The sequence below is a fragment of the Kaistella montana genome, assembly GCF_024436175.1.
GTDB classification, from domain to species: Bacteria; Bacteroidota; Bacteroidia; order Flavobacteriales; family Weeksellaceae; genus Kaistella; species Kaistella montana.
Map to the genome: position 1 here is coordinate 1,166,736 of NZ_JANFQP010000001.1, position 15,836 is coordinate 1,182,571.

General features: G+C 39.4%; 14 protein-coding genes. 4 read left to right on the forward strand and 10 right to left on the reverse strand.

Going from position 1 to position 15,836, the window contains the following annotated elements:
* Window positions 1-15 precede the first annotated feature (15 nt).
* The 10 genes from NOV28_RS05365 to NOV28_RS05410 all read right to left on the reverse strand — a co-directional run bounded on the left by NOV28_RS05365 (window position 16) and on the right by NOV28_RS05410 (window position 12,341).
* Window positions 16-1,236 (reverse strand): TCR/Tet family MFS transporter, encoded by a 1,221-nt coding sequence (locus NOV28_RS05365; RefSeq protein WP_255928345.1) that lies wholly within the window; start codon window positions 1,234-1,236, stop codon window positions 16-18.
* A 98-nt stretch (window positions 1,237-1,334) separates the two neighbouring features.
* Entirely contained in the window at window positions 1,335-4,256 is a 2,922-nt protein-coding gene (secD, locus tag NOV28_RS05370; RefSeq protein ID WP_255928347.1) for a protein translocase subunit SecD, read from the reverse strand.
* 223 nt (window positions 4,257-4,479) lie between these two features.
* Window positions 4,480-5,841 carry an oxygen-independent coproporphyrinogen III oxidase gene (gene hemN / locus NOV28_RS05375; RefSeq protein ID WP_255928349.1) on the reverse strand — a complete coding sequence of 454 codons (1,362 nt, stop codon included), beginning with the start codon at window positions 5,839-5,841 and terminating at the stop codon, window positions 4,480-4,482.
* 59 nt (window positions 5,842-5,900) lie between these two features.
* On the reverse strand, window positions 5,901-6,959 hold the full coding sequence (gene arsB / locus NOV28_RS05380) for an ACR3 family arsenite efflux transporter (RefSeq protein ID WP_255928351.1): 1,059 nt from the start codon (window positions 6,957-6,959) through the stop codon (window positions 5,901-5,903).
* A gap of 52 nt (window positions 6,960-7,011) precedes the next feature.
* Window positions 7,012-7,620: an arsenate-mycothiol transferase ArsC gene (locus NOV28_RS05385; RefSeq protein WP_255928353.1), complete on the reverse strand. Its 609-nt coding sequence runs from the start codon at window positions 7,618-7,620 to the stop codon at window positions 7,012-7,014.
* Window positions 7,621-7,671: 51 nt separating this feature from the next.
* Window positions 7,672-8,136 carry a DUF6428 family protein gene (locus NOV28_RS05390; RefSeq protein ID WP_255928355.1) on the reverse strand — a complete coding sequence of 155 codons (465 nt, stop codon included), beginning with the start codon at window positions 8,134-8,136 and terminating at the stop codon, window positions 7,672-7,674.
* A gap of 21 nt (window positions 8,137-8,157) precedes the next feature.
* The gene (locus NOV28_RS05395; protein WP_255928357.1) at window positions 8,158-8,496 is read right to left on the reverse strand and encodes an ArsR/SmtB family transcription factor; all 339 of its coding nucleotides are present in this window, start codon (window positions 8,494-8,496) and stop codon (window positions 8,158-8,160) included.
* Between the two features lie 14 nt (window positions 8,497-8,510).
* Window positions 8,511-8,873 carry a DpnI domain-containing protein gene (locus NOV28_RS05400; RefSeq protein WP_255928359.1) on the reverse strand — a complete coding sequence of 121 codons (363 nt, stop codon included), beginning with the start codon at window positions 8,871-8,873 and terminating at the stop codon, window positions 8,511-8,513.
* Window positions 8,874-9,605: 732 nt separating this feature from the next.
* A complete protein-coding gene (locus tag NOV28_RS05405) occupies window positions 9,606-10,613 on the reverse strand; it encodes a WD40/YVTN/BNR-like repeat-containing protein (protein WP_255928361.1) in 1,008 nt (335 codons plus the stop codon).
* A gap of 84 nt (window positions 10,614-10,697) precedes the next feature.
* A complete protein-coding gene (locus NOV28_RS05410) occupies window positions 10,698-12,341 on the reverse strand; it encodes an APC family permease (RefSeq protein ID WP_305119988.1) in 1,644 nt (547 codons plus the stop codon).
* 175 nt (window positions 12,342-12,516) lie between these two features.
* Between NOV28_RS05410 and pnuC the strand changes: the two genes are divergently transcribed.
* The 4 genes from pnuC (at window position 12,517) to mltG (ending at window position 15,740) form a co-directional block, all read left to right on the forward strand.
* Window positions 12,517-13,167 carry a nicotinamide riboside transporter PnuC gene (gene pnuC, locus NOV28_RS05415; RefSeq protein WP_255928363.1) on the forward strand — a complete coding sequence of 217 codons (651 nt, stop codon included), beginning with the start codon at window positions 12,517-12,519 and terminating at the stop codon, window positions 13,165-13,167.
* 23 nt (window positions 13,168-13,190) lie between these two features.
* Window positions 13,191-13,790, forward strand: coding sequence for a hypothetical protein (locus tag NOV28_RS05420; RefSeq protein ID WP_255928365.1), 600 nt, complete (start codon window positions 13,191-13,193; stop codon window positions 13,788-13,790).
* 112 nt (window positions 13,791-13,902) lie between these two features.
* Window positions 13,903-14,667, forward strand: coding sequence for a diaminopimelate epimerase (gene dapF / locus NOV28_RS05425; protein ID WP_255928367.1), 765 nt, complete (start codon window positions 13,903-13,905; stop codon window positions 14,665-14,667).
* Window positions 14,668-14,705: 38 nt separating this feature from the next.
* Window positions 14,706-15,740 carry an endolytic transglycosylase MltG gene (gene mltG, locus NOV28_RS05430; RefSeq protein ID WP_255928369.1) on the forward strand — a complete coding sequence of 345 codons (1,035 nt, stop codon included), beginning with the start codon at window positions 14,706-14,708 and terminating at the stop codon, window positions 15,738-15,740.
* Window positions 15,741-15,836: the final 96 nt, after the last annotated feature.

The window sequence follows — 15,836 nt, forward strand, 5'->3', positions numbered from 1 at the left end:
AACTTAATCCTAAAATTAAATTTGCTTCTTCCGAAAGACACGATAAACAATCACCGTACTGATGGCCATTAATAAAAATCCAAGAAAAAATGGTGCTCCTGGAAATTTAAAGGGTGCATCATCGTGGGTGAAATAATAGAAAATATTGGTCATCAAAGGTGGACCGACGATCGCGGTTAAACTCACCAAACTCGCCAAAGCGCCTTGTAATTCTCCTTGTTCATTCTTCGGAACTTCTGAAGAAATCACCGATTGCAAAGCCGGACCGGCAATTCCTCCCAATCCATAAGGTATGAGGAAGGCGAACATCATCCAACTTTCGCTGGCGAATGCAAAAAGCAACATTCCGACCGCATAAAGGGATAAGCCGTAGAAAATACTTTTTTCGTTGCCTAATTTAGGTTGAATAAAACGTATTAAATATCCCTGAACCAAAGCAGCCATAAAACCCGAAACACCGAGTGAAATTCCAACTAAAGTTTCAGTCCAGTTGAATTTATACATGGTGAAGAAAGTCCAGTTGGTTTGTACTGCATGACCTGCAATATAAACGAAAATAAGGGCGGCAATAAGTCCTAGAATCTGTGGGTATTTACGCAATTGAAGCAACGATCCTACAGGATTCGCACGTTTCCAGTTGAACGGACGGCGGTGCTCTTTGTCTAAACTTTCAGGAAGGATCAACAAGCCATAAAAGAAATTCACCAAACATAAAGCAGAGGCAGCATAAAAAGGAATTCGCGCTCCATACTGACCTAAAACTCCACCAATGACTGGTCCAATGATAAAACCTAAACCGAAAGCAGCTCCAATCATTCCGAAATTCTTCGAACGGTCTTCGTCGGTTGAAATATCAGCGATATAAGCACTTGCGGTAGTAATACTCGCGCCGGTAACTCCGGAAAATATTCTACCTACAAAAAGCCAGAAAATCGTCGGAGCGAGCGCCTGAATCATAAAATTAAGAGAGAAACCCAAAAGCGAAAACAGGATAATCGGACGACGACCATAACGATCGCTTAAACCTCCTAAAACAGAAGCAAACACAAACTGCATTCCCGCATACACGAAACTCAACCAACCACCATATTGCGATGCAACACTGAGATCAGGATTGTGAATAAGTTCCTGAATAAGTTTAGGAACCACCGGAATTACAATTCCCCAACCGGTAATATCGATGAGGAGGGTAATAAATATAAAACCTATCGCCGCGGATTTCTGATTCTTTTTCATGTATTACAAAGATAGTTTTTGTGAAAATAACTTTCTCAATTTTTTTAAAATAAAAAATGTCCTTCTTTCGAAGGACATTGTATAGTAATAAAAGTTTTTTAAGCTTTTTTAGGTTTTGAAACAATTTCTTTATCTACGGAAGTTTTACCGTGAACTGCTTCTTCTTTTCCTTTCCCTCTCAGGAAGTCGTAAGCGATTGCGGAAGCGATAAAGATGGATGAATAAGTACCAAATCCAATACCCAATAACAAGGCGAACATAAATCCTCTCAAGTTATCTCCACCGAAAATGAAGATGGCCAAAATCACAAGAATTGTGGTGAATGAGGTGTTGAACGTTCTACCCAAAGTACTGGAGATTGAATCATCAAACAAACCTGCTAAAGTTATGGATTTTTTCTCTCTCAAATACTCACGGATTCTGTCGAATACAATTACCGTATCGTTAATTGAATATCCGAGAACGGTAAGAATCGCCGCGATGAAATCTTGGTTAATCTCCATATTGAACGGCATGTATTTGTGTAAGAACGAATATACCCCCAAAATGATGATCGCATCGTGAGCAAGACCAGCTACAGCACCTAAAGAGAATTGCCATTTGCGGAATCTCAATAAGATGTAGAGGAAAATACCCGCCAAAGCAGCAATGAGTGCAAGTGTACCACCGGTTTTGATATCATCCGCTACGGTAGGACCTACTTTGGTTGAAGATACAATACCTGCGTGGTCTTTGTCAGCTGATTTGAAATCCTGCAAAGTCATATTCGCCGGAAGGTCAGCTTTCAAGCCTTCAAATAATTTCTCTTCAATCGTTTGATCCGCTTTCAAAGATTCGTCGTCGATCAAGTAATCGGTCGAAATTTTCAGTTGGTTATCGCTACCAAAAGTTTTCGCTTCTACTGATGAGTTTTTGTTATCGGCAGTTTTGAAGATTTGTAGCAATTTTTCTTCAATTACATTTCCGTCAACTGGTTTTTCGAATCTCACCACATAGTTTCTACCACCTGTGAAATCGATTCCGTATTTAAATCCGTTCGTGAAGATTGAAATTAAACTTGCAATGGTAAGAATTGCTGAAATGATATAAGCGTATTTTCTTTTCCCGATAAAATCGATCCAGATATTTCTGAATAGATTTTTGGTTGGAGCAGTCCATACTGAAAGACCTTTTCCTTTGTGTAATCTTGAGAAAATCATTACTCTCGAAAGCAATACCGAGGTAAAGAAAGTCATTAAGATACCGATGATTAATGTTACCGCGAAACCTTTGATTGGTCCGGTTCCGAAGATGTACAACACTACTGCGGTAAGAATCGTGGTAAGGTGACCATCGACGATCGCAGAAAGTGCATGTTTGAAACCATCTTTATATGCTTCTAAGATACTTTTACCAGCGAAAAGTTCTTCTTTGGTTCTTTCATAAATAATTACGTTGGTATCCACCGCCATCGCCATTGATAATACGATACCCGCGATCCCAGGAAGTGTTAAAGTTGCATCCACCGAATCCATAATTCCGAAAATATAGAAAAGGTTGATGATCATTGCGATTACCGCATAAACACCTGCTCCACCATAATAGAAAATGATATATGCAATGATAATTAAGAATGCGATACCGAAAGAAAGCATTCCAGCACTGATGGATTCTTGTCCTAATGAAGGTCCAACAACATCTGCTTGAACGATTTTAGCACTTGCAGGCAATTTACCAGCACCTAACACGTCCACTAAATCTTGAGCTTCCTGTTGAGAGAAGTTTCCTGAAATCTGAGTTCTTCCGTTTGGAATTTCGTTCACTACGTTTGGAGCGGTATAAACCACGTTATCCAAAGTTACAGCAACCGGTTTGTTTACGTTTTTACCGGTAAGGGTTTTCCAGTCTTTAGATCCTTTAGAATCCATTTGCATATCTACCACTACTCTTCCAAGTTCGTCATAGTTTACTCTTGCAGATTCTACTGCACCGTCCACTGGAGCTTTTTGGGTGATATTTCCACGGATGGCGTACAATACCAAATTATTTGGATCGGTAGCTTCCGGTTTGTACCCCCACATAAATTGGGTGTATTTAATGTTTGCTGGACGTTGTTTTTTAGCAATTTCTGAATTCAGAATTTTATTAACAATCGCTGTATCAGAAAGTTTGATGTTAGCAACACCATTAGCTCTTAGCGTATTCAACTGAAGCAAGTTCATCAAATTAGTGCTTTTAGGCACTCCGATAGAATCTCCGTTTGCAGCGATTACGGTAGTTAATTGTTGGAAATAAGGAGCTACTTCTTGTACTTGCTGCACTTCCCAGAACTGAAGTTTCGCAGAAGTTTGAAGCATTTTCTTTACACGGTCGATGTCTTTAATCCCCGGCATTTCTACAGAAATTCTTCCAGTTCCCGGTACTCTTTGTACGTTCGGTTGGGTTACCCCCATTTTATCAATACGGGTTCTGATAACTTCATATGCAGAACCTTCAGAAGCTTCAATTTTTCTTCTGATGATATTTTTCACTTCATCATCAGAGGAGTTGTATTTAATTTCAGACAGATTGGTATTCCCGAAGATTTCAGGATCTGCAAGTTTTAGGTTGGTATTTTTTTCTTTGTTCACCAAATCGAATTGAACGAAGAAATTCTCAATATAAGTTTTGGTAGAGTTTTTCTGAACAGCATCAGTTCTGTTCAAAGCTTCCAAAAGAATTGGGTTGGGCGAATAGTTGGTTAACCCGTTCACTAAATCTCTTTGGTTGATTTCTAGTAAAACGTTGATCCCTCCTTTCAAATCCAGACCAAGCTTCATTTCTTTTTCCTTTGCTTTGGTATAATAAAGCTTTGTGAAACCGAGATTTAGGGTGTCTTGAGAAAGTCTGGCCATTTCTTTCTGATACTTTGCCGGGTTGTCTCCAGCAAGTTCAGTTGCCTGCTTTTCAATTTTACCAGCATACCAAGTTGGCAACAATTCATTAAGACAAATAAGTCCCAAAATAACCGCAACCAGCGTAATAAGTCCTTTTCCTTGCATTGTTAATAGTTTACAACATTAAAATTATAGTCGGCAAATATAATGATTTTCAGCAGAATTAAGAATATTTTAACAAAAGAATTTGCTTTGATTTTTTTAAGTAGAAAAAACCACAAAAACGTCCGTAAATCGTGATGAAATCACAATATACGCACGCTTTTATTGAATTCAGAAAAAATATAAATAGGTGATTATTATTTGAAAAATCAAATCATTTCCAAAATTAAATCGTCATCGAGAAAATGCGGGTTTCGGGTTTGTTGCGCATCATTCTCAAGTCGAAAGTCATCGCGACATTTCGGGTGAAAGCGCGACCTTTATCAGTGATTTTGAGTGAGTTTTCTGAAATCTCCACCAAACCATCGTCTTCCATTTCCTTTAAAGTTTCTAATGCATTTTCAAGCTCCGGAAAGACGTTTGTAGCATCCCAAGAAGTTTCGAGGCGGCACATGATATTCAGAATATGTTTTCTGATCAAAAGATCTTCTTCATTTAAAATATGACCACGGAAAACAGGAATTACCCCTTCTTCTACTCTTTTCTGATATTCCTCAACGGTTTTTTCGTTTTGTGCAAATGCGTACCAAGAATCCGAGATCGCGCTCATTCCCAAACCAATCATCAACTGGGTTTTGCTGGACGAATAGCCCATGAAATTTCGGTGAATATCTCCCGAAACCATCGATTGATAAAGGTCGTCATGCTCCAAAGCGAAATGATCCATTCCCACTTCGATGTAGCCCAATTCTTCGAGGAGTTTTTTTCCGTTTTCGTAGAGTTTTCTTTTCTCTTCGCCACTTGGCAAATCGTTTTCATCAAAACCTCTTTGTCCAACACCTTTAATCCATGGAACGTGAGCGTAAGAATAAAACGCCAAACGATCGGGTTTTAACTGCAAAGTTTTGCGGATGGTGTATTCCATTTTCTCCCAATTATGAAAAGGAAGTCCGAAAACCAAATCGTGGGAAACGCTTTTGTAGCCTATTTCTCTGGCCCAATTCGTCACTCTTTCCACATTTTCGAAGGGCTGAATTCGGTTGATGGCTTTCTGAACCTGTGGATCATAATCCTGAACCCCAAAACTGCATCTTCGGAAACCTAAATCATACAACGTTTGCAAATGTGCTTTCGTGGTATTATTCGGATGACCTTCAAAAGAAAACTCCGGATTTTCGGCAATTTCAGCGTGTGCGAAAATTCCTTCCAATAAGATTCTAAGGTTTTCAGGCGAGAAAAATGTTGGGGTTCCGCCACCCAAATGAAGTTCTTTAATCTTCGGTTTTTTACCAAACAATTGAAGGTATAATTGCCATTCTTTCAACACACTTTCCAGATAAGGTGTTTCCACGGAATGTTGCTTCGTGATGCGTTTATGACACGCGCAAAACGTGCAAAGTTGCTCACAAAAAGGCAAATGAATATAGATTGAAATCCCTTCAGCATCATTGCTTTCATTGAAAGATCTGATGACCGATTGTTGCCACAAATCAGCAGTAAAAGCCGATTCGTCCCAAAAAGGAACGGTAGGATAAGAAGTATAACGTGGCCCGGGAATATTATATTTATTGATCAGAGAAGTTTTCATAATGCAAAAATAGCGAATTTATTTCCTTTGCTCGGCTGACAAATATCAAGTGTTTTTTTTTACGGATACCACTTTCTCTTAAGCCAGAAAGCCACATTGACCAAAGCAATCAGTGCTGGAACTTCCACCAAAGACCCTACTACACCGGCAAATGCCTGACCTGAGCTGATCCCATACACGCCAATCGCTACTGCGATAGCAAGTTCAAAATTATTACCGGCAGCGGTAAAGGATATTGCCGCATTTTGAGAATAGTCGGCACCCAGCTTTTTCCCTACAAAAAAACCCACAAGGAACATCAGTGCAAAATAAATAACCAAGGGTACCGCAATGCGCAGTACATCAAAAGGAATCTGTACAATCATTTCCCCTTTTAGGCTGAACATCATCACAATGGTCAATAAAAGGGCGATTAAAGTAATCGGAGAAACCTTCGGGATGAAAACCGTATGATACCATTCTTCACCCTTGGCTTTCAACAAAAAATATCTTGTTAAAAAACCGAGTACAAAGGGGATCCCCAGATAAATGGCTACACTTTCAGCGATTTGCGCAATGGTGATATCCACTTCAGAACCAGTAATACCAAATAATGGAGGCAACACCTTGATGAATAAGAACGCGTAAACACTATAGAAAAGCACCTGAAAAATACTATTGATGGCCACCAATCCGGCTGCGTATTCGCGGTTTCCTTCCGCAAGTTCATTCCATACCATGACCATGGCAATACAGCGGGCAAGACCTATCAGGATCAAGCCAATCATATACTCTGGTTGGTCGTGCAGAAATACAACAGCCAAAACAAACATGAGAATGGGGCCTATCACCCAATTCAGGAGCAGAGAAATCCCAAGAATTTTGGTGTTTTTAAATACCGTCGGAAGTTCCCTGTACCGAACTTTCGTAAAGGGCGGATACATCATAAGAATGAGTCCGATGGCCAGCGGAATATTGGTAGTTCCATAGGAGAAACGATTGATAAAGTTGGCAGAATTCGGATAGAAATAACCGATAGCAACTCCTAGGAACATGGCAAAAAAGATCCAGAGCGTCAGATTTTTGTCTAAGAAAGAGAGCTTTTTTCTTTCGTGTGGTGCGCAGTTGTTTGCAGACATATAATACTAGTTTTTTAGTTAGAATGAATGTTCTATCATTTTCTTTCAAAAACTATTGAACAGATTTCATTACATAATACATCTCTGCAGCGATTTCAAGACTCCTCTCAGCATAGACGTTGTTCATTTCCTGTGTACCGTCACTGGATTTGGGGTCATCAAACTTCACAGCGATGCGTTGCGCTGCTCCTGCGATGAATGGGCATCCAGCGTCTGCATTGGAACAGGTCATGATGGCCGCAAAATCCGATACCGGATTGAATGCATCATCATACTTCTTGGAAAAACAGATTATCGGGTGTGCATTTTGTGCATACTTTACTGTATAAACAGGATTATCGGTATGTGTAAGCTGTTGGAATTCCATTCCCTGATTGCGAAGGGTTTCAGCTACTTTCGAGAACATTGCGGTAGACTCGGTGCCTCCGGAATAGCAGAACACATTTTTTATGTTGAAATACTCTGACATTACTTGTGCCCAGACTTGCGAAAGATGACTTCTTCGGGAATTGTGGGTGCAAATGAAATTTAAGTTAATTCGTTCTCCTTCATCTGCTTTTTTTTGAATGAAAGCGACAAGGGATTTCAAAATTTCCTTTCTCTCTTCAGACACCGGCATCATGGCAATGACCTCAATGGTTTTTTTTAAATTTTCAAACATACCTTAGTTTTATTTATATTTTTAAAGAACTAATAGCAACATTTATCTTGATTAGCAGCATCCGGAACCTGGTGCACAACTGCTAGCCTTCAACTCCGATAGTTTCACTTTGGGTTTCTCCTGAGGAATTACACAAGCATCCTGTGCGAGACAAGTAGTGGTTTTTGTGGTGAGTACTAACTCTTTTCCGTTGAAATCTAAACCGAATTTTCCGATGGTAGACTGTTGGTATTCCACTTCAATTTCTGCATCTTCCAAACCTAACTTTTCTTCAGAAAGCGCAATGATTTTTCTGAGTTTATCAACTTCCAGGCGGTGATCGTTATCCGTGGAAAACCATAACTGAAAATTGATAGCAATCTCGTCCCGCGTTACCCCTCCGCAATCGATGAAGCGTTTGTTGATTTGACCAATTTCGGTGACATGGAAATGATCGGGAACCTGCTCTCCGTTTTCTAAAACAAAATGCAATTCTTGAAGATGGGTAAGGATGTTTTTAATTTCTGAAAGTTTCATGATGAATGAATTTAATCGTTTTTATTTTTTACAGGATGGGTTTTCCAGCGTATTCATTTTATAGAAAATATGCTCGATAAATGAATCGAATTTCTGGATTGTTTCTTTGTTGATACAATAATTAATGGCCTTTCCATCAATATTTCCTTGGATAATTCCGGCGTTCTTCAGCTCTCTCAAATGTTGAGATACCGTGGGCTGAGCCAGAGGTAACACGTCCACAATATCATTGCAGATGCAGGTATTGGTGGTGAGCAAATATTCTATAATCGCAATTCTAGCCGGGTGTGCCATTGCCTTTAGCAACACTGCCATTTCGTTCTGTTCTGTGGTAAAATGCTCTTTTTTGGTAACTCCCATAACGTTATATATAATTATATTGCAATATTACGATATTTATATATGAGAAAATCATTAACTGTCCATTGTTTTGTATATGTAAGAAAAAAGAAATTTGGGTTATTTTCTGAATTAATTCTTTCTATCATTGTAAAGTAAGCTCCATCAGTAATTGTATTTGATAATTTACCACTTTTACTTTTTAACTCAAATTCTTCATTACATTTGTTACAATAAAAATCAGCGACAGGTCGATTATTTTCAAATTCATTTAATGGTCTTTCTCCACAGCTTGGGCAATATGAATTATTTAATACCCAATTCTCTGTCAATAATCTTGCGATTTGAGAATTACTTGTATAACCATCTGCTAAAATTGTATTAAACAACAAATTCATTCTATGCTACTTTTTACAGTTGAAATCATTATTTAAAGATTTTAAGAATTGGGGAAGGTTGTTCTCATTTGATAAATCAATCATATCAATTGCATCTTTGTCTCTATTCCGATTAGTTTTCTTTGTTTTCATTTATACAATATTCAGTTCATAATGTTCATTAACAACTGCTCGGCTTTTCGAAGTCTCCACTATGTACCCACTCACGTAAGTGAATTCCACAAATCCCCCACTTCCCTCAAATATACACATCTTCCCAGAAATACAAGAAATTTTCACCCAAAAAACAACGCATTTCAAAAAAATAGATATCGTTATTCCAGGATTGATTGATTAACCTCTATCGTTATTCTGAGACAGGTCTTCCTTCCGTTTCCTTGCAGACTCCTTGCAGACTCCTTGCGGAATCCTTGCCAAAAATGCCTTTTTTCGGCAACAACCCGCAAGGATTCCCGAACAATTCCGCAAGAAGATGTTGGAGACACAAGAATGTCATAGGAATGAAACTAAATTATCATAAGGATGAAACTGGAGTATCATGGGCATGATAATGGAGTGTCATAGGCATGATACTATTGAATTGTAGGCATGTTTTTTCATTGACGCATTTATTACATTTTCCGAAAACACCAAGCATCTCAGGAACCGTCAGAAACTTACGGGGTAAAAGAAATCCGGAATAAGGAAAAACACTTCTTCCCTATACCAGATTTGTATAAAATAATCATTCGGTTAAAGCAGCGTCATTTTCACGACTCTGTTTTTGCCGGCAAGAACCAAGGTGTTGGCATCCATCCATTCGCAAACATAGAGCCCTTTTTCTTCTGAAATGGTCGTCCAGGTTTTCCCATAATCAGTGGAGAATTCAATATTTTGATCTCCCACAGCGATAATATCTTTTCCTTTAGATTCTGGGCGAAATTTCACACAGGTTTTATAGCCTCCATTCTTTCCGGAAGCCTGGATTTGCCAAGTTTCTCCACCATCGTGGGTAGTGGCGATATTGTCGATATTTTCGGCTTGTTTGGTATAATCTCCTCCAACAGCGATACCGAAGTTTTTGTCATAGAAATCAATGGAATAAATTCCCTTTGAAGCTGTGCCCTGAGTAAATGGGGTTTCATAGACTTTCCATGTGAAAGGATGATTCCAATTGAATTTGAAAACCCTGGCTTTCGTACCGCCAGTGGCAATCCACCCCCACTTTCCCTTCAGTGCAATATTGGAATTGCTTGCCGCGAAATGGGCTTCTCCCGAGAAATATTTAGGAAAGTCTGTCTTAGGATTATTAAATGTATCACAGGTGAAAATGAGATTCCTGCTGCTTCCATCTTTATTGGGATCGCTGATCGCAATGCCTCGATTTTTAGCTTGATCAAAAACAAAAGCGTCATAAAAAACGGTTTTGGTCGTATCGATCATGTTTAATTTGACTTTCAGATCTTTTTTTTGAATGGTAAACCATTTTGCAGGGGTACCGATATTGAGGGCATAAAACGCATCTTCAGTCTGCGCCAGGGTTCGAAATTCCAGCTTTTCATCGGAAAGTCTGAGCTGTTTTTTATCCGCAGTATCTTTTAAACTAACATACCCAAATTTAGAATCCGTTCCTGAATACCATACTTTGCCATCCCAGATATGCAACGCGCGAATAGAGATTTTATCTTTTAGAAGGGTTTGGAATTCTTCCTTTTGAGCAAAGACTAAGTGTATACTCATTAAAACGAGTAGATAGGACATTTTTCTCATCATAATTTTGTTTGTTCAAAAATATAAAAAATCCCGCCAAAAATGACGGGAAATTTCAATAGTTTATTTTGAGTCCTATTTTTTGTTGTCGATATCGATATCCACATCTTGCAATGGGATTTTTTCTGCTTTAAAGGTTTCGCCGTAACCTCCGTTTTGTAGTTTTGAATTTCGCTTGCTATAAAGGAAATAAATGATAAATCCGATCAGCAACCAAGCAAATGAATAGATTTTAGCCTCTCTACTGAGGTTATAAATCAGGTAAACATTAATTAAAATTCCCAAAGTTGCAATCACCGGTAAGGCAGGAACTCTGAAACTTCTTTCTACATTAGGTTGTTTCACACGAAGCACCCAAACCGCTACACACACCATCGTAAAGGCAAACAAAGTACCGAAACTGGTCATGTGCGCCAAATCATTAATCGGGGTAAGAGACGCTATAACAGCGATAATCGCTCCTAAAATCAATAAGTTTTTGGTAGGAACTCCCGTGGTAGGATTCACTTTAGCAAAGGTTTTAGGAATAAGTCCGTCTTTCGACATTCCCAAGAAAATACGAGATTGTCCCATAATCATCACCATTAATACTGAAATTAAACCAACCGTAGCTGCAATGGTAATGATATAACCTGCCCAAGCTTGCCCCGCAACATCGAATGCATAAGCTACCGGAGCCTTAATCGCATCCGGATATTTACCCAAAGGATTAAAGTCGGTATAATGCATCATTCCGGTAAGGACCAAGGAAACAAGGATATATAAAACTGTACAAACCACCAAGGAAGTGATAATCGCAAAAGGAACATCCTTCTTCGGATTGATCGCTTCTCCCGCTTGAGTAGAAACGGCATCGAAGCCAACATAAGCAAAGAAAATCGCAGAAGCTCCTGCTATAATCCCGCCAATACCGTAAGCTGAGTGAGAAACCCCATTTTCAGTAATGGTAGTCGCTTCTGGAATAAATGGAGTCCAGTTCTGAACATCGATAAAGAAAAGTCCGGCGATAATCACGAAAATAATGGCCGAAACCTTCATGATTACAATTAAATTATTGGCTTTCGCTGCACCTTTGGTTCCTCTGATTAAGATTGAAATCACGAATAAAACAATTAACAATGCTGGAAGATTAAGGAAAATCTTCATATCGAACAGTTCCGGAGCTGCATTGAAATTGCTGATGGTTTCTTGAAAAGTTTTCAACTTATCAACAGAAAGATTTCCGTTGGCAATTTGATTGGTGGCTTCACCAAAAGCTTTTTTAGCAGTCGCCGGATCAGTGGTCATCCAATAAGGCAAATGAAGCCCGAACATTTTGAGCAATTTGGCAAAATATCCCGACCAAGAAACCGCTACGGTCATCGATCCCATCGCATATTCGAGGATAAGCCCCCACCCGATAATCCAAGCGAAAATTTCACCCACCGTTCCGTAAGCATAAGCATACGCCGATCCTTCCACCGGAAGAATAGAGGCAAACTCCGCATAACACAACGCAGCGAAAACACAGGCGATACCCGCCACTACAAAAGAAAGCGCCAAAGCCGGCCCCGCATTGTAGTAAGCACCAGTACCGGTAAGTACAAAAATTCCTCCTCCAATAATTGCCCCGATTCCAATTGCGGTAAGGCTCCATTTTCCAAGCACCCGTTTCAGCTCACTTTTTTTTACGTCAGCTTCGTAAGCTTCCATGGGTTTTTTAATCCAAATATTCGACATGTTTATTTTTTTTAAGATTTCCAAAAATATAAAAATTTGGTAATGATTAACTATTTTTCGTCACTTTTCTTTTTCAAAACATCAATAAACCCCTTTAGTTTTCTGATTTTCATAGAGAAATAATAAATAACAATGCTTTTCACCCATAGAAAATAAAATATTTACCTTTGAAAACATGAATTTCTACGAACTCTTCTTACGTCCTTATGAATCCTACGAAACCTACCAAATCGTTCTGGAGGCGGTGGCGGCCATTTTTGGTCTGCTGAGTGTGTATTTCTCCATCAAAAAAAACATTTGGGTGTATCCGACCGGGATTATCTCTACGGCATTGTATGTTTATATTCTGTTCAAATTTGGGCTGTTAGGAGATATGATGATTAATTTCTACTACACGGTAATGAGCATTTACGGCTGGATTCTTTGGGCAAAAAGTTCGGAAGATCAGGTGCACGTCGATGTTTCTTGGGCTACCAAAAAGGAATGGCTTTATGCATCGTTGCTTTTTATATTGAGCTTACTACTCGTTACAGTGGTGTATTATTACAAACCTTTTATCGACAATCATTTTTCGATGAACAATGTGACGCTCGGTCTCGATCACCTCGATTGGGCGAACTGGCTGGATGTTTTAACCACCGCAATTTTCCTTGTCGGAATGTGGCTCATGGCAAAACGAAAAATAGAAAACTGGGTTTTCTGGATTATTGGCGACTTTATTTGTATCCCGATGATGATTTACAAAGGTTTAGGAATTACTTCGGTACAATATTTGGTTTTTACAGGTATGGCCATCATTGGCTATATAGAATGGAAAAAAAAATAAGAACATCAACACCCATTAAAACAATGAAAAATACAATAAAATACTTCGCAGCCCTAATCCTCTTTGCAGGCTTAACCTCTTGTGTTGCATACACTGATGGTTATGCAAACAACAATAGCCCATATTACGATGGTTATTATAACAACGGGTATTACTATGCGCCTCAATCTTACTACGGATACGGCGGATATTACGGAAACGATGGTTACTACTATCGCGAAAATATGAATTACTACTATGACAACGGCGTACCTTACTATGTAGGGCAAAACAACCGAAGAATCTATGTAGTAAGACAAAATAACAGCGCCACCGGAAGCACCAATACCAACACCGCAACCTTCCGAAACAACAATCAATCCACCCTTCGGAATACCAACCGAACTGGAACCACCACGACCAGAACCGGCAACAGCTCCAACAGCGGTTTCCGAAACAATACCAACCAAAACAGCGGAACTGCGACCAAAACCGTTCGTACAACAACTCCTGCAGCTCCGAGAACGTCAACGAATCAAGGAGGTTTCAGAACAGGGAATACACAAGCTGCCCAACCTGCCGCCACTCCAGCTACTCCATTGAGAAGCAACTCGAACAACTCGGGATTTAGAGGCAATAGATAAATAAAACCAAGTGAGTGAATTCAACAAGAATTCGCTCTCTTTTTTTACGAAAACCTATACACAGAATTTGATGTAAAATTATCGTAATTTTGCCTCCTCAAATTATCATGACATGGAATTCTATAAATACCAAGGCACCGGAAACGATTTCGTAATGATCGACAACCGAGACCTGCAGTTCCCTAAAGAGAAAGACCTGATCGAAAAACTCTGCGACCGACGCTTCGGAATCGGCGGCGATGGCCTCATCCTCCTAGAAACGGACGAACACGCCGACTTCAAAATGGTGTACTACAATTCCGACGGAAACGAAAGTACCATGTGCGGAAATGGTGGCAGATGTATCGTTGCTTTTGCCCATTTTCTCGATGTTTTCGAAGATAGAACCCACTTCCAAGCCATCGACGGATTGCATGAAGCGGAGATCCACAACGGCATCGTAAAACTAAAAATGATTGATGTAGAAAACATCAGCAAAGATGGTGAAAACTCTGTATTAAATACTGGTTCGCCGCATTTCGTTCAGTTTGTAGAAGATTTAGATCACTATAAAGTTTATCAACACGGTAACGAAATAAGAAATTCTTCGACTTACCAGAAGGAAGGAATCAATGTGAATTTTGTAGAACAAATTTCCGAGAATGAAATCTTCGTGCGAACTTACGAACGCGGCGTAGAAGACGAAACCTTCAGTTGCGGAACCGGCGCTACAGCAGCTGCATTGGTGTTTTTGAAAGATAAAAATCAAAGCGCTGTGCAAGTGAAAGTTTTAGGTGGAAAGCTGAAAGTTTACGCTGAAAAAGACCAAGATTCCTACCGAAATGTATGGCTCGAAGGCCCCGCAAAACAAGTATTTAAAGGGAAAATAAAACTTTAACCATTTCCCAAAGCATTAAAAAAACAGCAAACAAGACTATGAAAAAAGGTTCTTCCGTTTTTGCAATCATCGCCCTGATTATTATTCTCATCGGTGGTTTTTTCGGCTACCGATATTACAGCAAATATTACGGCAACAACGTGGAAAAAGAAGGATATATCCTGATTCCTCATACCGCCAATTTCAACGCTATTGTGGACTCTATTTCGCCTTACTTGAAAAACAAAGACCAATTTGTGGAAGTGGCGAAAAATAAAAACATGGACCACTACTTCAAAGCCGGGCGTTACCGCATCGTATCGGGAACCAGCAACACGCATTTGGTGAACATGATTAAAGCCGGAAACCAAACTGAAAACACCTACCGTATCGGTGATTTCGGGGATGTTTATCAAATGGTAGGTCGAGTAACCAAAAAAACAGAACTCGACTCGCTGAGATTTGTGAAAGATCTTAATGAAATTGCGGTTCAGAAAGGCTACAACAACGCCGAAGACTTAAAAAAATATTTCTTTATCGATACTTATAATTTCTTCTGGACCGTCACTCCAAAGGAATTCTTCAAGAAATTTGAAGACGATTATCAAGAGTTCTGGACTGCCGAAAGAAAAGCCAAAGAAGCCCAAAGCGGATTGACCAGAGATCAAATTTATGCCCTCGCCTCCATCGTTTACAAAGAATCCGGAGGGAAACCCGATGAGCAGAAAACCATCGCAGGCCTCTACCTGAATCGCTACAGAAAAGGCATGAAACTACAAAGTGATCCAACGGTAATTTATGCCATTAATAAAGATTCCAACTTCACCACACCGATCAAAAGAGTGCTTTATAAACACTTGAAACATCCGTCACCATACAACACGTATGCGAATGCAGGAATCCCACCGGGACCGATTTGCGTGACCGATAAAAGTTCTGTGGACGCGGTATTGAACGCTGAAAAGAACAACTACATTTTCATGGCAGCAGATCCAAATCGTTTCGGCTACCATCGTTTCACCGCAAGCGATGCTGAACACGCCAAAAACGCAAAAGATTATCAGGATTGGCTGAATTCTAAAAACATCAAATAAGAACTTTCAAGCTTTTTTAATTTAATAAATATTTAACACTAATTAAACAATTGTTTATTTAACCCGCTTCCATTAAAATCATCAATAGAAGTATAA